We start from the raw sequence: 23,483 nt of genomic DNA on the forward strand, positions 1-23,483 counted from the left end.
CATGGCAGGGGCCCCTCGACGGGCTTGAGGATCAGGCCCGTCCGGCGACCGAGGACAGAGCGGCGAGGTGGGTGGAGCCGCACTAATTCGTCAGGACCAGCTCCTCCCGCGCCGCCACCGCAGACCTCCGTCGCAGCAGCGTCACGGTCAGCACCGCCCCCGCCAGCAACAGCGCGGCCCCAGCCACCGAGGCGTACTGCATGCTGTGCACGAATGCCTCCCTCCCGACCGAGATCAGCGAACCGTCCCCCGTGGCCACCGCGCCCGGCAGCGTCTTGCGGGCCGCCTCCGGTGCCGAGCCGGGCATGTCCGCGCTGTAGACCGCCGTGGCCACCGCACCCAGCAGGGCCATCCCCATCGCACCGCCGAACTCCTGGCCCGTCTCCAGCAGCGAGGCCGCCGAACTCGCCTTCTCCGGCGGGGCGGTGGACAGCGCCAGGTCCGAGACGAGCGCCATCACGGTGACGATGCCGCAGCTCATCACTGCGCAGCCGCCGAGCAGCAGCCACAGCGAGTCCGTACCGGTCAGGGCGAGTACGGCGAAGCCGGCGGCGGCGATGACGAAACCGGCGCAGACGACTCGCGTACGGTCGGTCCGCTGGGCGATCGCCGTGGCCGTCGGGGCCGCGGCACCCACCGCCAGTGACGGGGCCAAGCTCCACAGCGCGGCCTCCATCGTGCCCATGCCGAGCACCGACTGCAGATACTGCGTGGTGAAGAACGCCGAGCCCATCATGGCGAAGGCGGCCAGCGAGTTCAGCCCGATTCCCGCCGCGAAGCCGCGGTCGCGGAACAGTTCCCGGCTGATCATCGCGTCGCTGCGGCTGCGCTGGCGGCGGACGAAGAACCAGCCGACGAGGAGCCCGGCGGCGACGATCAGTCCGTATCGCAGATCGATCCCATGGGCGGCGCTCTCCTTGATCCCGTAGACGACGGGCAGCACGGCACCCATCGACAGCGGCACGCTCAGGAAGTCGAACCGACCGGGGTTCGGGTCCTTGAACTCCGGAACCAGCACCGGCACCAGGACCAGCAGCAGCACCATCGCCGGAACATTGATGAGAAAGACCGAACCCCACCAGAAGTGCTGCAGCATGACCCCGCTGAGCACCGAGCCGAGCGCGATCCCGCCGGCCATGGCACCCGACCAGATGCCGATGGCCCGGCCGCGCTGCCGCTCGTCGCGGAACATGTTCCGCACGAGACCCATCGTCGACGGCATCAGCGTCGCACCGCCGATCCCGAGCAGCGCGCGGGCCGCGATCAGCATCTCGGGGCTGGTGGAGTACGCGGCCGCGACGGACGCGGTACTGAACGCGAACGCCCCGAGGAGCAGCAGCCTGCGGCGGCCGATCCGGTCACCGAGCGAGCCCATCGTGATCAGCAGACCGGCCAGGGCGAAGGCGTACACATCGAAGATCCAGAGCTGCTGGGTGGCGCTGGGGGCGAGATCCCGGTCGATGGACGGGATTGCGAAGAAGAGGACGGAGACGTCCATCGAGACGAGGAGGAGGGGCAGCAGGAGGACCACGAAGGCGGTCCATTCCCGGCGACCGGCGAGGTGGCCGCGCTCGGCGGTGGTGCTCGTAGCGTTCGTCATGCCAGGAAATGTACGAGCGTTTAAAACGCTTGTCTAGTACGCATGTGTAAAACGTTCGTACATCTCGATGGGCAGCAAAAAACGCACTGGGCGGCTCACGTGTGTACGTGAACCGCCCAGTGCGTTGTCTGTGCGCCGCCAGGGACTCGAACCCCGGACCCGCTGATTAAGAGTCAGCTGCTCTAACCAACTGAGCTAGCGGCGCCTGCTGACCAGAAAATAATACCTGGTCCCGAGAGGTGCTGATGACACGCGCCCGCGACGGGTCCGCGGGGACATCCGGCCTGACCGGACGGCCCTAGTGGCTGGGGAGTGACACGCGGGCGGTGAGCCCGCCGCCGGGGTTGGGGGTCAAGGTCAGGTCGCCGTGGTGGGCGCGGACGATACCGGCGACGATGGCCAGGCCGAGGCCGTGCCCGCGGCGCGCAGGGTCCTTCTCGGCCATGCGTCCGCTGCCGCGCAGGAACGGTTCGGTGAGGTGGTCGACCGTGTCGGGCAGGAGGGGCCCGGTGTTGGTGACGGTCAGGACGGCGCGGCCAGGGTGTACCGGGTCGGGGCCGGTGGTCAGGGTGAGCGATCCGCCGGTGGGCAGGTTGTGCCGCAGGGCGTTGTGGAGCAGGTTCAGGGTGAGCTGGCGGAGCAGTACGCCGTCGCCGGTGGCCGGGGCCGGGTGGATGTCGGTGGAGAGGGTGATGCCTCGTGTCCGGGCTTCCTCGCGGACGAGATCGAGGGCTTCTTCGGCGGTGTCGGCGAGATCGAGGAGCTGGGTGGTGGGCGGGGTGTGGTCGAGGGCGGAGAGTTGCAGCAGGGCGTCGGTGACCTCGATGCCGCGCTGGTTGGTCTCGCGCAGCCGGGCCACGAGTCGGGGGTACTCCTGGCCGTCGGGGTCGGCGGTGGCGACGTCGAGCATGGTGCGGTTGATGGCGAGCGGGGTGCGCAGTTCGTGCGAGGCGTTGGCGGCGAAGCGCTGCTGGGCGTCGAAGGACCGCTGCAGGCGGGCGAGCATGGTGTCGAAGGTGTCGGAGAGATCGGTGAACTCGTCGCGCGGACCGGTGAGTCCGATGCGGTGGTCCAGGGAGCCGTCGGCCGCCCGCCTGGCAGCTCGGGTGATGTCCTGCAGGGGCCGCAGGACGCGGCCCGCGATGAACCAGCCGCCGCCGACCCCGACGAGCGCCAGCAGGAGCAGCGTGAGGCCGGAGGCTTCGAGCAGGTTCTGAAGGATCTCCTGCCGGGAAGGGGCGCCGCTGTCGTCCCGTGGGTTCGCGGCGGTCAAAGGGTAGTTGGGCACGAAGCGCATGGCCAGGTAGACAACGGCAAGGGTGAACGCGCCCGCGACGACCACGAACAGGGCATAAGTGAGGGTGAGCTTCATCCGGGCGGTCAGCCGCCGCGGCCGAATGGGGCGCGCCGGGTCGTCCGCCGCCGGTGCCGCGGCGGTGGCTCGGTGGGGTGCTGATCGCCGGTTCACTGTCCGTTCCCCGCCGGTTCGTCGAGCCGGTATCCGACGCCGGGCACGGTGCGGATGGACCACGGTTCGCCCAGCCGTTTGCGGAGCGTGGACATGGTGATGCGGACCGCGTTGGTGAACGGGTCGGCGTTCTCGTCCCAGGCCCGCTCCAGCAGTGTCTCCGCGCTGACGACCCCGCCCTGCGCCGTCATGAGGACTTCCAGGACGGCGAACTGTTTCCTGGTGAGAGCGACGTACTTCCCGTCGCGGAAGACTTCGCGCCGGAACGGGTCCAGCCGGATTCCGGCGTACTCGAGGACCGGGGGTGTGCTGTCCTTGGGCCGGCGGGCCAGTGAGCGGAGCCGTACGACCAGCTCTTTCAGGTCGAAGGGCTTGGTCAGGTAGTCGTCGGCGCCGATCTCGAACCCGGTGACCTTCTCGCTGAGGAGGCCCGCCGCCGTCAGCATGAGCACGCGGCAGCCGAGGCGCCGCTGCACGATGATCCGGCACACGTCGTCGCCGTGCGTGCCGGGGATGTCGCGGTCGAGGACGACGACGTCGTACTCGTTCACGTCGAGGCGCTCCAGGGCGGTGTCGCCGTCCCCGGCGATGTCGGAGGCGATGGCCTCGAGCCTCAGACCCGCCTGCACCGCCTCGGCGAGATACGGCTCGTCCTCGACAATCAGCACCCGCATGCGGCCTCTCCCACTCTGTCTCAAACCGGCCGATACCCGACTTCCGGTCCAGCCTACGGCCCTATGGGGGAACGGTGGCGAAGAGTGATTTCCGCACTGCGGAGGACTCCTGCCGGGATTCCCGCCGCGAGCCGGACCGGCCGCCGGTCCTGTACCCGGCCATCCCTATTGGAGCGGTCCGGGCCTATCGAAAACGTATCGGGAAATCGAGACGGCCCGACAACACGGCCCGCCCTTGACTCAAGGCATTACCGAGCGGCACCCGCCGCTGTGTCCGTGATGCCTGGAGGCCGCGATGCACGACAACCACATGGCGAACCGCTCAGCCACGGCGGCGCGCCGATTCCCCGGCTGGATGATGGCAGGAATCGGCGCATCCCTGGTTCTGATGCTGTCGGCGATATGGGTCGTGACGACCCGGAGCGAACCGGCCGCACGGGCTACCGCACCAGCCGCACGTGCTACCGCACCAGCAGAGCATTCGCCGGACAGCGGCGGAGCGCCCGCGGAGGTCCCAGCCGCGGCTGCCGACGACGGTGCCCTACCGGACGACCGTGAAATCACCCCTTTCGACACCCGGCACACGGCCGTCGCCCGTCTGGACAAGCGTCTGCTGAAGGCCGTGCAGGAAGCGGCCCGGGATGCCCGGGGCGACGGCATCGAATTCGTGGTCACGTCGGGCTGGCGCAGCAAGGAACACCAGCAGCGCCTGCTGGAGGAGGGAATCGAGAAGTACGGGAGCCTGGAAAAGGCGCGGGAGTTCGTGAACACCCCGGAGAAGTCGACCCACGTGTCCGGGAAAGCGGTGGACATCGGTCCCACCGACGCCGACGACTGGCTCATCCGCAACGGCTCCGCCTATGGCCTGTGCCAGGTCTACGCCAACGAGATGTGGCACTTCGAGTTGCTGACCAGCCCCGGCGGCACCTGCCCCGGCCCCCTGAACAATGCCGCCGGCTGACGGGTACCCATCGCCTCGCCCTGAGCCGGCACCGCCGAGCCGGTCCGCGCCGACCCACCCCCTCTTTTGAAGGACACGGCATGCCCAACCTGCACGAGGACCCACACCCGGATGTGTACATCGGTGGTGGATTCTTCGACCCCGCCCAGATACCGCCCATCGATTCCGAGCCCGAACAGCAGACCGCTTCCGAGGCAGTACCCGTGCCGGACCAACAAGCCCACGACCGGCCGGACCACATGTCCGATCGGCATGGACGTGACTACGGATGGCGCAAGGGCCGGGTTCCGACCGCCCTGGCGGTTATGACGGGGATCGTGCTGGTCGGCCACTCGCTGGTTCCCAACTCGGTGGGCAATCCGGGCAGCCTGCTCGAAACCCTGCTGCCCTGGACAGGTCTGGCCGTGCCCGTGCTGCTGTCGGCCGCCCTGCTCCGCAGGTCGGTGCCGGCCGGCGTCGCCACGCTCCTGGTCGCTGCCGTGTGGGCTGCGATGTTCGGGCAGTTGTTTCTCGGCGGTCGGCCGGATGCCGAGCCGGACCTGACGGTCGTCACCCACAACGTCGGTGCCGCCAACCCGGACCCTGCCGGGACCGCCCGGACGCTGCTTGCCGCAGACCCCGACCTGGTGGCCCTGGAAGAGATCACCGATGACGCGATGCCCGCCTACCAGAAGGTGCTGGGCCGCAGGCTCACGCACTCGGTCCACATCGGCACCGTTGCCCTGTGGAGCCGCTACCCGATCGACGACTCGGAGCGCGTCACCATCGACCCCGGCTGGAGCCGCTCCCTGCGCGCCCGGGTCCAGGGGCCGGGCGGCCCGCTCGCCGTCTACGTGGTGCACCTGCCCTCCGTCCGGGTCGGCGCCTCCGGATTCACCATCGCACGGCGCGACCGAGTCCTGACCGCGCTCGATCAGGCAGTCGACCAGGAACGGCAGAAGAAAGTTCTCCTGATGGGCGATCTCAACGGCGCCACCACCGACCGGGGCCTCGCCTCCCTGAACTCCCGGCTGACGTCTGTCCAGGACGAGGCGGGGACCGGCTTCGGCTTCAGCTGGCCCGCAGCGTTCCCGGTCGCCCGTATCGACCACATCCTCACCCGGGGCGTCACCCCTACCGACGCCTGGACCCTCCCCGCGACCAGCAGCGACCACCGGCCCGTCGCCGCCAGGCTGAAGATCAAGTCAGAGCGCCAGTGACAGCAGGACCGGCGCCGCCCGCCGATTCAGCGTGGCCGCCGCCGCGCGCAGGCGATGCGCGTCCTCGACCGGCAGGGACAGTGCCAGGCAACCCGCCGACGACCCGGCCGTCAGCGGTACCGCCGCGCACACGGTGCCGACCGCGTACTCCTGGAGGTCGAGCACCGGGACCGTCGCCGACTGGCTGTCCAGCTTGGAGAAGAGCACCTTCTCGTTGGTGATCGTCCGCGAGGTGAGCCGGGCCGTCCTGTGGCGCGACAGGTGGTCGCGGCGGCCGTTCTGGTCGAGCTGGGCCAGCAGGCACTTGCCGACGGCCGAGGCGTGCGCGGAGGAGCGGAAGTCCACCCACTCGTTGACCGCGGGGGTGCGGGGACCGTCGGCGTACTGCGTGACGCGGATCTCGCCGTCGACATACCGGCTGATGTAGACCGCCGCACCGACCGAATCGCGCAGTTGCGCGAGCATCTGCTGGAGCTTGGTCTCCAGGGCCTGTCTGCGTGCCGCGCCGGAGCCGAGGAGCAGCAGCGAGGAGCCGATGACATACGCGCCGTCGGTGACCTGCTCGACGTACCCCTCGCGGCGCAGCATCAGCAGCAAAGAGGTGAGATGCCCTATGGGCAGTCCCGTCTCCCGGGAGATCTGGGTGTCCGGCACGCCGGTGCCGTGCTTGGAGACCGTTTCGAGAACGCGAAGGGCGTACTGCACCGAATGGAACGGCGCGGTCGGTTCGGGCTTCAACGTCACAGTTTCCCCCCACCAGGTTGTGACCGCAGGCTCTGCATCACGATAGCCGCCAAGAGCCCTTTCCGGGGCGGCTGTTGGCGACTTGATGGGGCGCCCCGACGCCGTAAGCTGGGGCGCACCCGTCTGGCATATGCCAAAGTCATTGGCGTGCGAGGAAGTGGCGAGGTCACAGCACTGCGGTGAGGAACTCGCGCGTACGTTCGTGTGCGGGATCCGTGAAGATTTTTTCCGGTGATCCAGATTCGATCACACGTCCAGCGTCGAACATCAGTACCGTTTCTGAGACGTCCCGTGCGAAGTTCATCTCGTGGGTCACGCAGAGCATGGTGATGTCGGTGTTCCTGGCGATGTCGCTCAGCAGCTCCAGCACGCCCGCCACCAGCTCCGGGTCGAGTGCGGACGTCACCTCGTCCAGCAGCAGGATCTCCGGCTGCATCGCCAGCGCGCGGGCGATCGCCACCCGTTGCTGCTGGCCGCCGGAGAGCTGGGAGGGGTGTGCGTCGATCTTCGCCGAGAGTCCCACCAGGTCGAGCAGCTCACGGGCACGGGTCTCCGCCTCGTCACGGTCCATGCCCAGCACGCTGACCGGGGCTTCGGTGATGTTCTGGAGCACCTTCATGTTGGGGAAGAGGTTGAACTGCTGGAAGACCATGCCGATCTTCTTCCGGGCCTCGCGCAGATGCTTCTCCGTCGCCGGCCTCAGTGAGCCGTCGGGCGCTTTGGTGTGGGACAGCGGGTCGCCGTCCACCCAGATCACTCCGTCGCTGACCTTCTCCAGCGTCATCAGCAGCCGCAGGATGGTGGTCTTGCCCGAGCCGCTCGGCCCGATCAGGGTGACGTTTTCGCCGCGCCGTACCGAGAAGTCCAGCCCGTCGAGGACGACATGGTCGCCGTACCGCTTCACGACGTTGTCGAAGCGGACCAGCGGATGGCCGGTCCGTGACGTGGCAGGGGCCGGGGCGATGTCCACGGCGGCCGCGGCCGCCGTCTTCTGCAGGGGGAGAGGTTCAGTGGCCAAGGCGCTTCTCCAGCTTTCTCATCAGCAGCGAGGTCGGGTAGCTCGCGACCAGGAAGACCAGTCCGGCGAGCGTGAACGCCTCGGTGTAGGCGAAGTGATCGGCGCCGTACTTACGGGCCTCGAAGACCATTTCCTGCACCGTGATCACGGCGAGGAACGGGGTCTCCTTGAACATCGAGATCGCGTAGTTGCCGAGGGCGGGCAGCACGTTGCGCACCGCCTGCGGCAGGATCACGGCCTGCCAGGTCCGCCGCGGGGAGAGCGAGAGCGCCCGGCAGGCCTCCCACTGGCCCTTCGGCACACCGTCGATCCCTGCGCGGTACACCTCGGAGGTGTACGTGGCGTAGTGGATGCCCAGCACCACGATGCCGATCGTCAGCGGTTCCACGGAGGTGAACAGGGCGGCCGCGCCGACCAGTTGGACGAGCAGCGGTGTGGAGCGGATGAACTCCATCACGACCCGCACCGGCACCGTCACGAACCGGCTCGGGGCCCGTCCGGCGACCGCGATGGCGAGCCCGAGGACCGCGGCGACGAGCGTGCCGAGCACGGTCGCGAGCAGCGTGACCTCGAAACCTTGGAGTACCAGGGGAAGGGCGTCCCGGGCGGCGTTCCAGTCGAAGCCGTTCACCGGGCACCTCCCGCCGTCGAAGCGACGGCTTCCGCGGCGCTGCGACTGCGCAGCAACGAGCCCGCACCGGTCTGCAGACCGAGTCGCCGTTTGGCGCTCCGCTCCAGCAGATTCATCAGCAGGGTCAGCGCGTAGGCCAGGACGAAATAGGCGACCAGCAGGGTCATGTACGCGGTGAGCGTCTCACCGGTACGGTCGCGCAGCTGCTGGATCACGGTCATCAGGTCGGCCGCGGAGATCAGCCACAGCAGCGGGGTGCACTTCAGCAGCTGGATCAGCAGATTGGTGAAGGACGGGATCATCTGCACCCAGGCCTGCGGAAGGATCACTTTCCGCATCCGGCGCAGCGGCGTCATGTTCAGCGCGACGGCCGCCTCGTACTGGGCGCGCGGTACGGAGTTGACCGCCCCGCGCACCACCTCGGAGCCGTACGCACCGTAGTTGAGGCCGAAGGCGACGACGCCGCAGAGCAGCGGCGTCAGTTCGTACCCCGTCAGCGGCGGCATCGCGTAGTAGAGCCAGAACAGCTGGATGTAGAGCGAGGTGCCGCGGAAGAACTCCACGACCACGCGTGAGACACCGCGCAGCACCAGCAGCCGGCTGACCGACATCAGACCGAGGACGAACGACAGGAGCAGGGCGAGCAGCGCGCCCAGGACGGTGGCCCGGAGGGTCACCCACAGCCCCGAGCGCAACTGCGGCAGATCGTCGAAGAAGGCGGAGAAGAAATCACTCATGCGGTGCGTTCCGTCCCCGTCAGCCCTTGCACAGATCGGCCGTCTTCAGGGTGGCCGGCGGGAGCTCGGTGGCCCCGAATCCGTACTCCCGGAGCAGGCCCACATAACGCGAACTGTCCGAGACGATCTTCTTCAGCTCGCGGTTGAAGGCGTCGCGCAGATCCTCGTTGCCCTTGCGGAAGACGGCGCCGCCGGGGCTGTACTGCTTCTTGCCTTCGAGCTCCGGCAGGAAGGCCTCGGTGACCTCGGTGTCGGGGTTCGTCTTCGCGAGCCAGCGCAGTGAGATGCCGGTGAGCAGGAACGCGTCGATCCGGCCGCCCTTGACCGCGTCGGCGCCGTCCTGTGGCTTCTGCAGCGACTTGATCCTGTCCTTGGGGATGCCGGCACCCTCGGCGTACGAGCCCTCGACGGCACCCGACATCACGCCGACGGTGATCCCGGCGGCCTTCGCCGATGCCAGGTCGGTGACCTTCTTCGGATTGCCCTTCTTCACCATCAGCGCGGTCGGCGAGATGAACTCGGGCTCGGAGAAGAGGGCATTGGCGCAGCGCTCCGGCGTGATCGCCATGCCCGCGCTGACCACGTCGTACTTGCCCGCCTGCAGTCCGGGAATCAGACCGTCCCACTCGGAGAGCGTGGGCTTCAGTTCGTCGACGCCGAGCGCCTTGAAGATCTCCTGGTGCAGGGTGGGCGCCTCGCCCTTGAGCTGCTTGCCCTCCAGATAGCCGTACGGGGCCTCATTGGCGTACGCGACCCGGACGAAGCCCTGCTTGCGGAGCTTGTCGAGCGCCCCCGCGCCGTCCGCGGAACCGGCGTCGGTCTTGCTGCACGCGGAGAGCAGACCGGGAACGACGAGCAGGCCACCCACGGCCGCCGATCGGTTGAGAAAGCCCCGGCGGGACAGGTTCGGGAAGTCAGCCATGGTTCGCAATCTCCTGGAGCGGTCGAACAGTCCGGACAGGAGGTGCGCCTGCCCGATCCCGTACGTCTATGCAGGAAGAGGCCTCCTGTGATCGAACGGAGACCGGAGCGCGACCTTCCCGTGTCCCTTTGTGGGCGGAGTGCGACGGTCGGTGCGCAGCACGTATTTCCCTGCGTGGAAAGCTTCGTGACTGACCGTCATGCGGAGACGCCCGTGAGGGGCAGGTGAAGTGACCGGCGGGCCCGGCCCGTTGAGGTCACTCGCTCCGGTCCCGGACGGGGACGTACCCGCGCTGCTTGTCCACCACGTTCGGCAACGGCTCCCCGGCCGACCAGAGTTCGTACATCTCCACGAACTGCTTGCCCAGCCGGTCCCGCCAGCCCGCCGTGTCGCCGCTCATGTGCGGCGACACGATCAGATCCGGTACGTCCCAGAGCGGGCTCTGCGGCCCCAGCGGCTCCTGCTCGAACACGTCGAGTGCCGCGCCCGCGATCCAGCGCTTGCGCAGTGCGGCGACCAGATCGTCCTCGACGACCATCGGGCCGCGCCCCACATTGATGAATCGGGCCGACGGCTGCATCAGCCCGAAGAACCGCGCATCGAACATGCCACGGGTCGACTCCGTCAGCGGAGCCGCGCAGATCACCCAGTCGGCCATGGAGGCCAGCCGGTCCAGCTCTGCCACGCCGTGGATGGTGCGCCGCGCCCGGCGTCCCACGAGCGCCACCTGGATCCCGAGGGCGATCAGCAGCCGGGTGATCTCCCGCCCGATCGGGCCCGCGCCGACGACCACCGCACGGCTGCCCGCGACCTGTGTGCTCTCTCTGTGGCGCCACAGCCGCCGGTGCTGGAGCTCCAGAGTGCCCGGGAGATCCTTGGCGAACGCCAGCACCAGGCCCGTCACATACTCGGCGATCGGCCGCTCGAAGATGCCCCGCGCATTGGTCACCACCGTGTCGGAGGCCGCCAGCTCCGGGCAGAGCAGCCGGTCCACGCCCGCGCTCGCCGTATGCACCCATGCCGGGCGCGGTCCGTCACCGGGCCAGGCGGCCCGTACCGCGTCGGAGGTGAAGTCCCACACCAGCAGTACGTCGGCCTCCGGGAGCTGTGCGGCGAGTCCGGCCTCGTCCGTATAACGGACGGAGGCCCGGCCGGTCAGCCGGCCGAGACGCGGCGACGGGTCGGTGTCCAGGACGAGCAGGGTGGGCTCTGACATGAGAGACGGTCGCTCCGCTGCGTCTGAGATGTACGGATTGAACACGCTCGCACCCCCGCCCGGCTTCGTCAACAGGTCGCAGTGGGGGTGGTGACGGATGGGGGAATACTGGGGAGGGACGGGCGAAAACGGCCACGGCGGGGCGTACCCGGTCCCGCCCGGCCCCCGAGTACCCGTCCAGGAACCCGCAGGAACAGGAAGGGTGGACATGACGACCCTCGGTTTTCTCTACCCGGGCCACCACTACGCGGAGGACGACTTCCCGCGGATGGAGATCCTGCTCGACGCCGTCAGGCTGGTCGTGAACCACACCGAAGTCGACGAGGACGCCTACGGGATCGACGCGCTGGTACGGACCGGCACGCCCGAATGTCTGGCCGCCGGGGTGGCGGAGCTGCAGCGCGCCGGTGTCGAGTCCGTCGTGTGGGCGAGCAGCGGCGGCAGTTTCCTGTACGGCTGGGAGGGTGCCCATGAACAGACCGCAGCCCTGGCCCGGGCGGCCGGCGTGCCCGCCTCCAGCACATCCTTCGGTTTCGTCCACGCGGTACGGGAGCTGGGCGCCGACCGCGTCGCGGTCGCCGCGACGTACCCCGAGCACATCGCCGCACTGTTCACCGCCTTTCTCCGGTCCGCGGGCATCGAGGTGGCCGCCACTCACGCCGCCTCTCTCCCCTCGGCCGCCGAGGCCGCCGCCTGGGGCCTGGACGAGGTGAAGGAACTCGTCACGGCCGCGGACCGGCCGGAGGCCGATGCGATGCTGCTGCCCGACACAGCCCTGCACACCGTCTCGCACGTGGCGGAGCTGGAGAAACTCCTCGGCAAGCCGGTCCTCACCGGGAACCAGGTGACGGTGCGGGAGGGGCTGCGGCTGGCGGACCGCCGGTCCTGGTCCCCGAGGCTCGGCAAGATCTTCGCCGAGCGCGAGGCGCCCCCGGCCCCGGTGGCCGCATGGGGGGCGGGCCGGGAGCGCGCGCACAGCGGGAGGAGGGGGTGGCCCGGAAAGCAGACCCACTCCGGCTGGTGAGCCCTGGGTCGGTCGATGACCCAGGGATGCCCGGTTGAGCCGGGGGAATAAACGGAGACCACCTCCTGTTCTGCACTTCCGGACGTATGAGCCGGACGTAGGCGCGACACCGGAGAGGCCAGGACGTGGACGAGATTCGAGGCGACGAGATCCGTGGCAAGACGGAGGGGACGGCCACCGTTCCGCTCTCCGTGCTGGACCTGGTGACCGTGGGCCAGGGCCGCACCGCCACCCAGGCGCTGCGTACGAGCGTGGACATCGCGCAGCTCGCCGAGCGCCGCGGATTCCATCGCTACTGGGTCGCCGAACACCACTCCATGCCCGGCGTCGCTTCCTCCTCACCCGCCGTGATCCTGGCCCACCTCGCCGCACACACCGAGCGCATCAGGCTCGGCTCCGGCGGCGTGATGCTGCCCAACCACGCACCGCTCGTCATCGCCGAACAGTTCGGCACCCTGGAGGCCATGGCCCCCGGCCGCATCGACCTCGGTCTCGGGCGCGCCCCCGGCACCGACGGCGCGACCGCGGCCGCCCTGCGCCGCACGGACCGGCTGGGCGAAGGCGCCGATGACTTCCCGCAGCAGCTCGCCGAGCTGACCCGGTTCCTGGACGACGACTTCCCCGACGGCCACCCCTACGCCCGTATCCACGCGGTCCCCGGCCCGGTCCAGGCCACCGCCGAGGGCGGGGTCCAGTCCCCGGCCCGCCCGCCGATCTGGCTGCTCGGCTCCTCCGGCTTCAGCGCCCGGCTGGCCGGCGTACTCGGCCTGCCGTTCGCCTTCGCCCACCACTTCTCGGCCCAGAACACGGTGCCGGCCCTCGACCTGTACCGGGAGTCGTTCCGGCCGTCCGCGGTGCTCGACGCCCCGTACGCCCTGATCGGGGTCTCGGCCCTGGCCGCCGACGACGAGCGCGAGGCCCGCCGCCAGGTGCTCTCCGGCGCCCTGTCCATGGTCCGCCTGCGCACCGGGCGCCCCGGCCTGGTCCCGACACCCGAGGAGGCGGAGGCGCACGCCTTCAGCCCCATGGAGCGGGAGTTCGTCGACAGCTGGCTGGTCAACATCGTCCACGGCACGGCGGACGAGGTCCGTACGGGCCTCGACGACCTGGCCAAGCGCACCGGCGCCGACGAACTGATGATCACCGCCAACGCCCACGGCGGCGAGGCACGGCTGCGCAGCTACGAACTGATCGCGGACGCGTACGGGCTGCCGGCGGCCTGACACCGGCAGCCGGCGTTCAGACCTTCAGCCTTCCGCTGCCGATCAGCTCGGCGATCCGCTCCGGGGCCACCGCGCGTGAGTACAACCAGCCCTGCCCCGTGTCGCAGCCGATCCTGCGCAGCCGTTCCGCCTGGCCTGCCGTCTCCACGCACTCCGCGGTGACGGTCAGGCCCAGGCGGTGCGCCAGCTCCACCATCGCCTCGACGATCGTCTCGTCGGCGGGGCTCGGACGGTCGCCGTCGTCGTGGCGGAAGCCGCGTACGAACGAGCCGTCCAGCTTCAGTACGGAGACCGGCAGCCGGCTCAGATAGGCAAGGTTCGAGTAGCCGGTCCCGAAGTCGTCGATGGCGATCCGCACGCCCATTTCGCTGAGCGACTGAAGGGCCTGGAGCGGGCGGCCCGCCGAGCCCATCACGGCGGACTCGGTCAGCTCCAGCTGCAGCAGTCCGGGATCGAGGCCGGTCTCGGCGAGGATCTCCGCGACATCGGTGACCAGGTCGGAGTCCCAGACCTGCCGTACGGCGACATTGACGCTGATGAACAACGGCGGTTCGGCCGGGTGGTCGAGCTGCCAGCGCCGGGCCTGGCGGCAGGCGGACCGCAGCACCCACCTGCCGAGCTGGACGATCGAGCCGTCCTCCTCGGCGATCGCGACGAACCGATTCGGCGAGAGCATGCCGAACTGCGGGTGGTTCCAGCGGACCAGCGCCTCCACCCCGCGTACGACTCCGTCGGCCATGCCGACCAGCGGCTGGTACTCGATGGTGAACTCACCGCGTTCGACGGCGGGCCGCAGATTGGAGGAGAGCGTCTGCCGGGTCATCCGGTGGGCGTTGCGCTCCGGGTCGAAGACCGTCCAGCGCGCCTTGCCGTCCGCCTTCGCCCAGTACAGCGTGGTGTCGGCGGCCTGCATCAGACCGGTCGCCGAGGTGCCGGCCACGGCCCGTTCCACCACTCCGATCGAGGCCGAGACGGAGAGCCGCTGCCCGCCCAGGTCGAAGGGCTTCTGCAGCGCGGCGAGGACCGTGCGGGCCAGGTCGGTGAGCTGCTGCGTACCGGCGGAGTCCTCGACCAGGATCGCGAACTCGTCGCCGCCCAGGCGCGCCACGAGATGTGAACCGGGGCGGTGCGGGCCGTCCTGGGCCGCACAGTCGGTGAGCCGCGCGGCGACGGCGGCGAGCAGCCGGTCGCCGATCCGATGGCCCATCGTGTCGTTGACGGCCTTGAAGCCGTCGAGATCGAGATAGCAGAGCCCGATACGGCCGTGTCCGGGGACACTGTCGTCCTGGTACGGCGGGCTCTCCAGGGCGGCCGAGAGCCGTTCGAAGAACAGCGTCCGGTTGGGCAGCCGGGTCACCGGGTCGTGCATCTGGAGGTGGCGCAGCCGCTTCTGCAGCTCACGCCGGTCACTGATGTCCGCGACGGAGAGCAGCACCCGGCCGGGCCCGGGGCCGTCGGCCCTGCCGGCCTCCGGTTCGGGCATCGGCACGACGGTGATCTCGGCCCACATCGAGCGCCCGTCGGGGTGCTTGAGAGTGCGGGTGCAGCGGAACCGTGAGCGACGGCGGTGCAGCACCTCGCGGTACGCGTGCCAGGTGCGGCCGTCCGCCACGAGGTCGAGCAGATCGGCTGCGGACTGTGTGGTCAGTGCCGCGGCGGGGAAGCCGAGGAGGCCGCCGAGGGCGTCGTTGGCGGCGACGACCAGGCCCTCGTGGTCGATGACGGCCATCGGGAGCGTGGCGGCCCGGAAGGCGGCCCGGTAGCCGTGCGGCTCGGACCCTGCGACTCCGGCAGGGGACCACGGAGGGTGACGCTCCGCGACCGACGGTCCTGCGGAATAGGGGGGTGTGCCCACCGCAGGCCTCGGCCCTTCGGAGGTTCCGCTCACCGTTCGCTCCCGCCGTGCAGTTCTGTCCTGAACAGGTGTGGCCGGACTGGCCCGCCGCGCGGGGTGCCGTTGTCGGAGGCGGAAACCACGCGGGAAAGCCTGGTGAAGCATAGAGGTTGGCGCGTCGGCCGTTCCAGCGCCCGACCCCTCCGCGCCCCGCGTTCGCCCCACTTGGGTCAGTTGCGCGCCGATCCGGTTTGCCCGCGACTGATCGTTTCTGAGTGATTCCGTTCCCTCGTGATGTCCTGGTGATTGATTGTGACTGTCCGTGAGGGTGAATGCCTCGGCCGACTGCTGACTCGACTGGGGCAGCTCAACAGGACGAAAGCCTCGAATCATCACAGGGTGGGTGGGTGACCGCATCTCGCACCCGGAGGTAGATGTGCCGCGTCAGCACGGAACCGGGGGAGTGGAGAGGCCGAGCCTGCGAGGTGTGGTCGCGGCTGCGACCTCCCTGCTGGCGCTCGCTGCCACCTCCCTCGTCGCCGGGCCCGCCGTGGCGGCCACCGGTGAAGCGGGTCCGTGCGCGCTGCCCCGGACCGAGGCGCACCACTCGCTCGGCGTGGGGGACTGGAACGACGCCTACCCCCGCCCCGACCACTCCCTCGACGCGGTCATGGTCTTTCTCTCCTTCCCGGACCACCGCCCCGCCATCACCCCCAAGGAACTCACCGCCGACTACTTCCCCGCCACCACCCAGTTCTTCCAGCGTGCCTCGTACCGGAAGTTCACCCTGCGCCCGCACCCGCTGCAGCAGTGGATCCAGATGCCCAAGGCGTCCGACTGGTACGGCATACGGCGGGACTGGAACAACGAGCGGCGCAGCGCCTATCTGCGCGACGCCATCGCCGTGGCGGACCCGAAGGTCGACTTCTCGCGGTTCGGCATCGTCTACCTGGTCGCCGACCCGGACGCCCCGGGCGTCGACTCCGACGCCACCAAGGTCGTCAACTTCGACCAGCCGCTGCACGCCGACGGTACGGACATCCGGCGCGTCGTCACCGTCTTCGAACGGCACCCGCCGGACCACAATGTGCTGGCCCACGAGACCGGGCACATTTTCGACCTGCCGGACCTCTACCACCGGCCGTCCGACGGCAAGGGCGACTGGGACACCTATGTCGGCGACTGGGACGTGATGGGGAGTCAGTTCGGTCTCGCGCCGGACTTCTTCGGCTGGCACAAGTGGAAGCTGGGCTGGCTGGACCGCGCACAGGTGGTGTGCGTCCAGCGCAGCCGGGACATCACCCTGGAGTCGATCGCCGCCGTGCCCGCGCCCGGGGCCTCCATCGGCACCCGGCTCGCGGTGATCAGGACCGGCGAGGGAAGCGCCGTGGCCATCGAGGCCCGCAGCGCCACCGGCAACGACCAGACGACCTGCACCGAAGGCGTCCTGCTCTACCGGGTGCGCAACGAAACCCCGTCCGGCGGGGGCCCGGTCGAGGTCATCGACACCCACCCCCGCACCGACGCCTGCTGGGACCTGTCCGTCTACGCGCCGCTCGCGGACGCCCCGCTGCAGGTCGGCGAGACGTACAGCATCCCCGGCGCGCACGCCAGGGTCGAGGTCGCCGACCGGACACCGTCGGGCGCCTGGACGGTCCGGATCACCACAGGGACGTAGGCTCCCGCGAACACGAAGAAGCCCCCTCGCTTCCGCGAGAGGGCTTCTTCCGTCTGTGCGCCGCCAGGGACTCGAACCCCGGACCCGCTGATTAAGAGTCAGCTGCTCTAACCAACTGAGCTAGCGGCGCCTGCTGACGTCGTAGACATTAGCATCCTGATCGGCGGGAGGAAAAATCGAATTCCTGACCGCCGACGAGGGCGTCGGCCTGGTCACCCGCACACAGGCCCAGAGTAGTACGTCCGGCCCCGGCAGCCAGGGGCTGCGGGTGTCGGGGGCTACCACCCAGCGGGGCCCTGGGGTGGAGGAGGCGCAGGTCAGGGGCGGTACGGTCACCGCGTCCCCGATGCCGTGGCAGAGCAGCGGCGGGACCTTGCCGTCGACGCCGCCCCGCCCCTGCGTGCTCCTGCCGGTCCGCGGTTCGTGGCCGCCGCCCCACTCCTCCCAGTCGAGCAGCGACGGCAGCCGCTGGGCGGTGCCGGGGGAGGCGAAGAGCAGCATCCGTCCGCGGTGAGTGGCGACGGGTCCGGAGCCCGGGCCGTCCGCCCACAGGTGTTCCAGCATCCGGCGCCCGAAGAGGGTGGGCACATTCACCACGTCGAAGGCCGAACCGCACGGCAGCACCCCGGGCGAGGAAGGGTGGGCCTCCCACTGGGCCAGCGTGCTGCGCGGATAGGCCGCGGCGCCGGCGAGCCAGGCGGCGCCGGCCGCCGTGACCTGAGCCGTCTGGTTCGCGGCCCGGTCCCGCAGGAGGGCGAAGATGTCGGCGCCGTGGTGGGGGCCGTCGCCGTGATGCAGGGTCGTGTCGTCTGGCAGCCATGCGCTCATGTGCCCATGTCTACCGGGAGTGATCAAGTGGATTCCGAGAGTTGCCGGAAAGCGGGACAGGTGGGGGTGAGGAGGAGTATCTTGCGCTCGGGCATATGCCAATGGTTGTGCCCGGTGTCAGGACCCGGCGTGGACGGGTGGTCCGGATGGTCCGGTGCGATGGCGGGCCTGGGCCGGTGGCAGGCCCGGTGCGATGGTCGCGCCGGGGCCGGTGCGGCGGTCAGGGCGTGGAGCCGCCCAGCAGGCTCCGGCCGAACTCGACCATCTTCTTGGCATAGTCCTCGGTCCACTCCGCACGCTGCGCGATGTCCGCGGTCGTCAGCCGGTCGAACCGGCGCGGATCGGCGAGCTGGGCGGCGGCGATCGCCTGGAACTCGGCCGCACGGTCGGCCGCGGCACTGAACGCCAGGGTCAGCTCGGTGGCGCGGGACAGCATCTCCTTCGGGTCGTCCATCGACTCCAGGTCGAAGAACTGCTCAGGATCGGCGACTGCCGCCGACGGCTCGAAGAGCAGGGGTGCGGGGCGCAGCCGCTGCTGCTCGTTCCGCTCGGGTTGTGGCATGTGGTGTTTCCTCCTTCGGTGGGCCCGACGGCCACCCTCCATTGTCCAACGTCGCGCAAGGGGGCTCCGTGGCTCCCCGGAAGCGGGGCTGCGACCTGCCGGGACCGGGCGCCGTCACGCCTCCCACCGGACCCGGTGCTCACCCAGATGTGCCAGCACCGCGTGGTTCGCCTCCCAGCCGTCCGGGAACTTAATCGTGACTCCCAGCTGCACCGGCTCCGTCGACGGGTGCTCGTCCAGCAGGTCCGCGACGCCCGCCCGGCACACCACGATGCACGCATGCCGGTGGCGCGAGGCCAGTACGCACAGCCGGCCCGTCTCCAGATGGAACGCCGTGGCGTCCGGGCGTCCGGACAGCGGGTGCAGGACCACCGTCACATCGAACTCGCGGCCCTGGAGCCGGTTCGCCGTGTCCACCGCCACGCCCGTCACACCCAGCTCCGCCAGCGCCGCCCGTACCGCCGCCGCCTGGTCGCGGTGGGCGGTGCCGACCGCGACCCGGTCCGCCGTCACCGGAACCGGATCCGGGGAGCGCTCGCTCGTCGCCGCGCCGCCCCGGTCGAGGAGCCGGCGGACGACCAGGGCCACCGCCCGTACCGCCTCCGGATCGGTGCGCGGGGTGTGCCGGGCCGGGAGTTCGAGCAGGCCCCAGCCGGATTCCGCGGCCTCGTCCAGCACCCGGTCCGGCGCCGAGCCGTCCGACGCGACGCCGAACGACAGCCGCCGGTCCCCGTGGTCCGTACCGCTGCGGAACGGGGTGTACGGGTAGAACGCGTCCGAGACGAGCGGCGCGGCGGAGGCGGGCAGCCGCCACGACACCGGCAGCCGGTGCTGCGGCAGTTGGGGATTGTGCGCGAGCAGCGTGGAGACCGCGCTCGCGGACGGGTCGTACGTCAGCCCCGCCCACTGGTCCGCGCCCACGATCGAGAACGGGTCCAACTGGCCCGGATCGCCGACGAACAGCGCCCGTTCGAAGAGGCCCGCGACGGCCAGCAGCGCATCCGAACGCATCTGGTACGCCTCGTCGACGATCGCATGCCCCCACGGCTCGACGTTCTTCACATGCGCCCACTTGGCAGCCGTCGAGATGACCACGTCAAGACCGGCGAGGTCCGCCGCCTTGGCCGACTTCCGTACATTGGCCAGGCCGTCCAGCACCTTGTCGTACGGGTCGGAGTCATTGCTGTGCAACCGCCCGACCGGCAGCCCCGGGTCCTTCTCGGCCAGCCGCACCACCAGGTCGTCGACCTGGGCATTGGTCTGCGCGACCACCATCAACGGGTGCCCGGCAGCCGCGAGTTCGAGTGCGGCACGCACCACGAGCGTCGATTTGCCCGCGCCCGGCGGGGAGTCCACCACGATGCCGCGCGACGTACCGCCCAGGGTGTCGGCGAGGATCGCGTCGGTCGCCCGCGCGGCCTGGGCACCCGGGTCGAATACGGCCGTCACAGAAGGTCCTCCGCGGTCACGGGATCGGGGCTCTCGGCCTGCCCGGCAGCGGCGCCCGGCGGACCGCCGTGCGTCCAGGGCGTCTCCTCGGGGTCCGGCAGCTTCGGGCCGCCGCGCTGATCGTGCTCGAACAGCGTCCAGGCGATCCGGTCGCCCGGCTCGGGCACCGAACCGGGGGCCGGCTCCTTGCTCCGGCCCATCCGGTCGGTGATCCGCAGCACCAGCAGGGGCGCGTTCCCGTCCTCCGGCTCCGCGGCGTACTCCACGAACTCGGCGGTCTGCGGCTTTCCGTCCAGCGAGCGGTACACCTTGGTGCGCTCCCCGAGATGCGGGCGCTCGTCCGTGCGGACCGTGACCAGCGGGCGCGGGGACGGGCGCTTCGACTCGCTGTACGCCATCACCACCTCCGTCACGTCGCCGACGAACGCCTCACCGGTCAGCCGCCGCCCGGCCAGCACCAGCGGATCGTCCAGCGCCTCCTGCGCCTCCAGCTGGGCCTGCGCCGTCTCGCGCGACGCCAGCTTCTGCGCGGCCGTCACCGCGTCGTCCCGGCGCGGCTGCGGCGGCTCACCGGACCGCACCCGGTCCCGATGACCGGTGAACGACCAGCGGTCCCTCGTCCAGCGGTCCTCGGCACGAGACCCCTCGGGCAGTTCCTTCAGCAGATCGAGCCCCCGCCACACCGCGTCCCAGGTCGGCCGCATCACCCCGGCCAGCAACGCCCTGATGTCCCGCTCGGCGGCGGTCAGTCCGGCGAGCCGGGCATCGGCCGCCAGACCGTCCTCGGCCGCTGCGAGGGAGGTGCGCGCCCGGTCGTACTTCTCGATGGCGGGCGCCAGCAGCCGGTTGTCGAACGCGGGGTCCGTGGCCGGACCGGCCGGCGGGCACAGCAGCTGTCCTTCGCCGTCCCGCTCCAGCTCCGCACGGAGCGCAGCCCGCGCCCCGGACTCGCCCGCCGGGGCGGCGATCCAGGCCAGCAACGCACCCAGATGCTGATCCTCCAGGCTGCTCTGCCCGGTCGCCCAGTGCCGGTTCAGCAGATCAGTCGTGGCCAGCAGCAGCGAGGAGCCCGGCACCCTGGCCCGCTCCCCGTAGTGCGTCAGCCAGCGACCCAGCAGCGGGACACGGGCAGGGGCGGGGTACGGGGTGTCGGGATCGTCCTCAGCCGTGCGCCTGAACCGCATGGAGCGGCCGAGCAGCCGTACGAAATCGATGCCCGCCCGGCTCGGCACGATCAACTGCGGTGCGTCCGCGCACAGCTCGACCTCGACCTTGACCTTCTTCCCGGTCTCCGGATCGGTCTCATTGCGCTCGGCGGGCTCGACGACATCCTCGTACGCCTCGATGTGCGGCAGCACCGCCTCGGCCAGCTCGGCGAGGAACGCGAACCGCAGATCCCGGTCGCGCGGCTGCGAAACCGCCAGCAGCCGGGGCGCCTCCCGGTCGGTCCCGACGAGCGCGCCCAGCGGGGCGCCCGCCTCACCGGCGGTGGTCAGCGGTACCAGGACGAGCGGCCGGTCGGTGAGATGGCGGTGCAGGACCGTCGTCATCGGCTGCGCCCGGCCGCTCTCCACGGCCTCCAGCCGGGCCAGGGTGCTGATCAGCGACATGCCGCACTGCCCTCCAGCGCCTCGGCACGCAGCGCCGCCGCACGCCGCAGGGCCACGACCGTCGGATCCGCCGGGTCGCCCTCCTTGCCCGCGGCGGCGGCCAGCACCGCGCCCACCGTCGTCAGCCCGCCGAGCTCACCCCGCACGCTCCGCCCCAGCGCCTCCACGGCACCGGCCGCGCGGGCCTTCGCCCGGCAGTGGAAGGCCAGTTCACAAGCGGCCAGGCACTCCGGGGCGTACGCCGCGCCGACGGACTCGACCGCGGCGTCGAGCTGCTGCGGGGAGCACTCCGGATCGAAGGTGGTGCCCTCGGGCAGGGCCGCCGCGATGTCCTCGATCCGGGTCAGCCTGGCCAACTGGCGCCGGGTGACCGCACGCTGCTTGCGTACGTCGACGACCGAGGCGGTGGGCAGATTGGAGAAGTCCTTCGGGCAGACCAGCAGCACCCGGTGGCCGACCTCCGCGCCCTCGGTCAGCTCCGCGATCCGCTCCAGCGCCAGTACGTAGACGGCGGACTGCCGGGCCGCCGCACCGACCTTCGCCGCGTCGGCAGAACCGTCGACCATGGGGAAGGACTTGATCTCGACGACCGTCCAGGTGCCGTCGGGGTGCACCGCGACCGCGTCCGGCTCCAGGTAGGTGGGGGAGCCCGCCACCTCCAGGGCCAGCATCGGGTGGTCCAGCAGCGCCCAGCCGCCCGCCTCGGTCGCCTCCCGCAGCGCCAGCGCCGTACGCGCCGCGCGGCCCTCGGGACCGGCCGCGGTCAGATCGGGCACCAGGACCTCGCGCGGCGCCTCGGCGCCGCCGCCGAGGCGCTCGTGGAGCAGCCGCATCAGCTCCGTACCGCCGTCGGCCTTGACCTTGGCCTCGAAGGCGTTGCCCCGGACGAAAGCGAACTGGGACTGGCCGAAGGGGGCCGGTGAACCGAGCGCCGTGGCCAGCGCGGCCTTGTCCACCCCAGCGCCGTCCAGCAGGGCGCGGCGCCGACAGCCGGGGTTGGCGGCGAGGGCGGCCAGCGCGCGGGCATCCAGCGGACGCGGTGCGACAGCCGGGCCCCGCAGCTCAGCGAGCCGCTGCCGGAGTGTCGTCCCCCGCTGCTCCCGCGCCTGCGGGGGCAGTGGCGTCGGCCCGGAGTGTGCGACCGGCCGAGGCGTCTGCGTCGGCCGATGCTGCGGCATCGGTGGAATCTGCGGAGGTGGTCCGCTGGCCAGGGATTCGCTCACCCGCCGAAGTCTCGCATCCGGCACTGACAATCGGGGACTTCGTGGTCCGGGCGAACCGTGGGAAGCGGGCTGCGAGCAGGTCCCCGACCCGGTCGGCGATACGCATCACCGGCCCGGCCAGCAGGGCTCCGACGCCCATCACGGCAGCGCCCGCGACCGCGTCGAGGAAGTAATGGTTGGCCGTGCCCATCACCACGAACGTGGTGACCAGGGGGTACGCGATGCCCGCGGCCCGTACGAGCGGGTGCCGGCCGTGACGCCACAGCAGGATTCCGCACCAGAGCGCCCAGCCGACGTGCAGGCTCGGCATCGCCGCGTACTGGTTCGTCATTCCGCCCATGCCGCGCGGGGCACTCGCCTCGGTGCCCCACCAGCCGTACGAGCTGTACTGCGCCATCGTGTCGACGAAGCCGTGAGTGGCGTGGAGCAGCCGGGGCGGGCAGGTCGGCATCAGCGTGAAGCCGATCAGGCCGAGCAGCGTGGAGGTCATCAGCCAGGTGCGGGCCCTGCGGTACACGGCCTGGCGGCGGCGGAAGAGCCAGATCAGAACGGCCGGGGTGACCAGATAGTGCAGAGACGCGTAGGTGAAGTCGGCGGGTATGCCTATCGAGGGGTGGGCGGTCAGCAGCCGGTTGAGCGGGTGCTCGAAGTTGATGTGGAGCGTCTTCTCCAGGTGCAGGATGCGCAGACCGTTGTCGACGGCCGTGGACACGTCGCCGCGCGCCACCAGTCGGCCCGCCGAGTAGGCTGCGTACACCAGGGCCAGCAACGGCAGCTCGGTCCACCAACGGGGCCGCGGGCGCGGCACGTACGCGGTGCTGGCATGCTGCATCCGGAAGCTCTCCATCATGTGTTCATGCGACCAACGGCGAGCGTTCAACC

The 23,483-nt window shown here is 70.5% G+C and carries 21 protein-coding genes and 2 tRNA genes; 5 read left to right on the forward strand and 18 right to left on the reverse strand.

Features of this window, described 5'->3' with window-relative positions:
* Positions 1 to 82: 82 nt before the first annotated feature.
* From NRF20_RS29050 to NRF20_RS29065, 4 genes are all read right to left on the reverse strand, one after another.
* Positions 83 to 1,600, reverse strand: coding sequence for an MFS transporter (locus NRF20_RS29050; RefSeq protein WP_398628898.1), 1,518 nt, complete (start codon positions 1,598 to 1,600; stop codon positions 83 to 85).
* Positions 1,601 to 1,731: 131 nt separating this feature from the next.
* Positions 1,732 to 1,805: transfer RNA gene (locus NRF20_RS29055), tRNA-Lys, on the reverse strand.
* Between the two features lie 93 nt (positions 1,806 to 1,898).
* Complete coding sequence (locus tag NRF20_RS29060) at positions 1,899 to 3,068, reverse strand: sensor histidine kinase (RefSeq protein WP_398628897.1); 1,170 nt, start codon at positions 3,066 to 3,068, stop codon at positions 1,899 to 1,901.
* Positions 3,065 to 3,742 carry a response regulator transcription factor gene (locus NRF20_RS29065; RefSeq protein WP_413753584.1) on the reverse strand — a complete coding sequence of 226 codons (678 nt, stop codon included), beginning with the start codon at positions 3,740 to 3,742 and terminating at the stop codon, positions 3,065 to 3,067. Before NRF20_RS29065 ends, NRF20_RS29060 begins: the two co-directional genes overlap by 4 nt.
* 295 nt (positions 3,743 to 4,037) lie before the next feature.
* On the opposite strand from NRF20_RS29065, the gene NRF20_RS29070 reads away from it, so the two are divergent.
* Both NRF20_RS29070 and NRF20_RS29075 read left to right on the forward strand, forming a co-directional pair.
* Positions 4,038 to 4,703 (forward strand): M15 family metallopeptidase, encoded by a 666-nt coding sequence (locus NRF20_RS29070; protein WP_398628895.1) that lies wholly within the window; start codon positions 4,038 to 4,040, stop codon positions 4,701 to 4,703.
* Positions 4,704 to 4,942: 239 nt separating this feature from the next.
* Positions 4,943 to 5,902: an endonuclease/exonuclease/phosphatase family protein gene (locus NRF20_RS29075; RefSeq protein ID WP_398628964.1), complete on the forward strand. Its 960-nt coding sequence runs from the start codon at positions 4,943 to 4,945 to the stop codon at positions 5,900 to 5,902.
* On the opposite strand, the gene NRF20_RS29080 is transcribed toward NRF20_RS29075, so the two are convergent.
* The 6 genes from NRF20_RS29080 to NRF20_RS29105 all read right to left on the reverse strand — a co-directional run bounded on the left by NRF20_RS29080 (position 5,888) and on the right by NRF20_RS29105 (position 11,170).
* On the reverse strand, positions 5,888 to 6,646 hold the full coding sequence (locus tag NRF20_RS29080; protein ID WP_398628894.1) for an IclR family transcriptional regulator: 759 nt from the start codon (positions 6,644 to 6,646) through the stop codon (positions 5,888 to 5,890). The two genes, NRF20_RS29075 and NRF20_RS29080, sit on opposite strands and share 15 nt — an antisense overlap.
* A gap of 166 nt (positions 6,647 to 6,812) precedes the next feature.
* A complete protein-coding gene (gene ehuA / locus NRF20_RS29085) occupies positions 6,813 to 7,664 on the reverse strand; it encodes an ectoine/hydroxyectoine ABC transporter ATP-binding protein EhuA (RefSeq protein ID WP_398628893.1) in 852 nt (283 codons plus the stop codon).
* Positions 7,654 to 8,295, reverse strand: coding sequence for an ectoine/hydroxyectoine ABC transporter permease subunit EhuD (ehuD, locus tag NRF20_RS29090; protein ID WP_398628892.1), 642 nt, complete (start codon positions 8,293 to 8,295; stop codon positions 7,654 to 7,656). The genes ehuA and ehuD overlap by 11 nt, the downstream gene beginning before the upstream one ends.
* Positions 8,292 to 9,032, reverse strand: coding sequence for an ectoine/hydroxyectoine ABC transporter permease subunit EhuC (ehuC, locus tag NRF20_RS29095; RefSeq protein ID WP_398628891.1), 741 nt, complete (start codon positions 9,030 to 9,032; stop codon positions 8,292 to 8,294). The genes ehuD and ehuC overlap by 4 nt, the downstream gene beginning before the upstream one ends.
* Positions 9,033 to 9,051: 19 nt before the next feature.
* Positions 9,052 to 9,954: an ectoine/hydroxyectoine ABC transporter substrate-binding protein EhuB gene (gene ehuB, locus NRF20_RS29100; protein ID WP_398628890.1), complete on the reverse strand. Its 903-nt coding sequence runs from the start codon at positions 9,952 to 9,954 to the stop codon at positions 9,052 to 9,054.
* A gap of 256 nt (positions 9,955 to 10,210) precedes the next feature.
* Positions 10,211 to 11,170, reverse strand: coding sequence for a D-2-hydroxyacid dehydrogenase (locus NRF20_RS29105; RefSeq protein WP_398628889.1), 960 nt, complete (start codon positions 11,168 to 11,170; stop codon positions 10,211 to 10,213).
* A 208-nt stretch (positions 11,171 to 11,378) separates the two neighbouring features.
* Between NRF20_RS29105 and NRF20_RS29110 the strand changes: the two genes are divergently transcribed.
* Both NRF20_RS29110 and NRF20_RS29115 read left to right on the forward strand, forming a co-directional pair.
* Entirely contained in the window at positions 11,379 to 12,194 is an 816-nt protein-coding gene (locus NRF20_RS29110) for a decarboxylase (protein WP_413753585.1), read from the forward strand.
* Positions 12,195 to 12,319: 125 nt separating this feature from the next.
* Positions 12,320 to 13,417: an LLM class flavin-dependent oxidoreductase gene (locus NRF20_RS29115; RefSeq protein WP_398628887.1), complete on the forward strand. Its 1,098-nt coding sequence runs from the start codon at positions 12,320 to 12,322 to the stop codon at positions 13,415 to 13,417.
* Between the two features lie 16 nt (positions 13,418 to 13,433).
* Here NRF20_RS29115 and NRF20_RS29120 read toward each other — a convergent pair whose 3' ends face one another.
* Positions 13,434 to 15,305 (reverse strand): putative bifunctional diguanylate cyclase/phosphodiesterase, encoded by a 1,872-nt coding sequence (locus tag NRF20_RS29120; protein ID WP_398628886.1) that lies wholly within the window; start codon positions 15,303 to 15,305, stop codon positions 13,434 to 13,436.
* 409 nt (positions 15,306 to 15,714) lie between these two features.
* Between NRF20_RS29120 and NRF20_RS29125 the strand changes: the two genes are divergently transcribed.
* Complete coding sequence (locus NRF20_RS29125; RefSeq protein ID WP_398628885.1) at positions 15,715 to 16,929, forward strand: M6 family metalloprotease domain-containing protein; 1,215 nt, start codon at positions 15,715 to 15,717, stop codon at positions 16,927 to 16,929.
* 56 nt (positions 16,930 to 16,985) lie between these two features.
* Here the strand turns inward: NRF20_RS29125 and NRF20_RS29130 are convergent.
* The 7 genes from NRF20_RS29130 to NRF20_RS29160 all read right to left on the reverse strand — a co-directional run bounded on the left by NRF20_RS29130 (position 16,986) and on the right by NRF20_RS29160 (position 23,433).
* Positions 16,986 to 17,059 (reverse strand) — tRNA-Lys (locus NRF20_RS29130).
* Positions 17,050 to 17,757, reverse strand: a complete 708-nt coding sequence (locus NRF20_RS29135; RefSeq protein WP_398628884.1) for a hypothetical protein — start codon at positions 17,755 to 17,757, stop codon at positions 17,050 to 17,052. The genes NRF20_RS29130 and NRF20_RS29135 overlap by 10 nt, the downstream gene beginning before the upstream one ends.
* Before the next feature lie 220 nt (positions 17,758 to 17,977).
* Positions 17,978 to 18,319, reverse strand: coding sequence for a hypothetical protein (locus NRF20_RS29140; protein WP_413753586.1), 342 nt, complete (start codon positions 18,317 to 18,319; stop codon positions 17,978 to 17,980).
* Positions 18,320 to 18,433: 114 nt separating this feature from the next.
* Positions 18,434 to 19,768 carry an AAA domain-containing protein gene (locus tag NRF20_RS29145; RefSeq protein ID WP_398628883.1) on the reverse strand — a complete coding sequence of 445 codons (1,335 nt, stop codon included), beginning with the start codon at positions 19,766 to 19,768 and terminating at the stop codon, positions 18,434 to 18,436.
* Entirely contained in the window at positions 19,765 to 21,378 is a 1,614-nt protein-coding gene (locus NRF20_RS29150) for a hypothetical protein (RefSeq protein WP_398628882.1), read from the reverse strand. The genes NRF20_RS29145 and NRF20_RS29150 overlap by 4 nt, the downstream gene beginning before the upstream one ends.
* A complete protein-coding gene (locus tag NRF20_RS29155) occupies positions 21,369 to 22,556 on the reverse strand; it encodes a hypothetical protein (protein ID WP_266361334.1) in 1,188 nt (395 codons plus the stop codon). Before NRF20_RS29155 ends, NRF20_RS29150 begins: the two co-directional genes overlap by 10 nt.
* Positions 22,441 to 23,433: a phosphatase PAP2 family protein gene (locus tag NRF20_RS29160; RefSeq protein ID WP_398628881.1), complete on the reverse strand. Its 993-nt coding sequence runs from the start codon at positions 23,431 to 23,433 to the stop codon at positions 22,441 to 22,443. Before NRF20_RS29160 ends, NRF20_RS29155 begins: the two co-directional genes overlap by 116 nt.
* Between the last annotated feature and the right edge of the window lie 50 nt (positions 23,434 to 23,483).

The organism is Streptomyces sp. R-74717 (genome assembly GCF_047305335.1).
Lineage (GTDB): Bacteria > Actinomycetota > Actinomycetes > Streptomycetales > Streptomycetaceae > Streptomyces > Streptomyces atratus.

Coding starts and splice junctions, on each gene's coding strand:
- NRF20_RS29050 (WP_398628898.1), bottom strand. CDS start 1,600: ATGACGAACGCTACGAGCACCACCGCCGAGCGCGGCCACCTCGCCGGT.
- NRF20_RS29065 (WP_413753584.1), bottom strand. CDS start 3,742: ATGCGGGTGCTGATTGTCGAGGACGAGCCGTATCTCGCCGAGGCGGTG.
- NRF20_RS29070 (WP_398628895.1), top strand. CDS start 4,038: ATGCACGACAACCACATGGCGAACCGCTCAGCCACGGCGGCGCGCCGA.
- NRF20_RS29075 (WP_398628964.1), top strand. CDS start 4,943: ATGTCCGATCGGCATGGACGTGACTACGGATGGCGCAAGGGCCGGGTT.
- ehuC (WP_398628891.1), bottom strand. CDS start 9,032: ATGAGTGATTTCTTCTCCGCCTTCTTCGACGATCTGCCGCAGTTGCGC.
- ehuB (WP_398628890.1), bottom strand. CDS start 9,954: ATGGCTGACTTCCCGAACCTGTCCCGCCGGGGCTTTCTCAACCGATCG.
- NRF20_RS29105 (WP_398628889.1), bottom strand. CDS start 11,170: ATGTCAGAGCCCACCCTGCTCGTCCTGGACACCGACCCGTCGCCGCGT.
- NRF20_RS29110 (WP_413753585.1), top strand. CDS start 11,379: ATGACGACCCTCGGTTTTCTCTACCCGGGCCACCACTACGCGGAGGAC.
- NRF20_RS29135 (WP_398628884.1), bottom strand. CDS start 17,757: ATGAGCGCATGGCTGCCAGACGACACGACCCTGCATCACGGCGACGGC.
- NRF20_RS29140 (WP_413753586.1), bottom strand. CDS start 18,319: ATGCCACAACCCGAGCGGAACGAGCAGCAGCGGCTGCGCCCCGCACCC.
- NRF20_RS29150 (WP_398628882.1), bottom strand. CDS start 21,378: ATGTCGCTGATCAGCACCCTGGCCCGGCTGGAGGCCGTGGAGAGCGGC.
- NRF20_RS29155 (WP_266361334.1), bottom strand. CDS start 22,556: ATGCCGCAGCATCGGCCGACGCAGACGCCTCGGCCGGTCGCACACTCC.
- NRF20_RS29160 (WP_398628881.1), bottom strand. CDS start 23,433: ATGCAGCATGCCAGCACCGCGTACGTGCCGCGCCCGCGGCCCCGTTGG.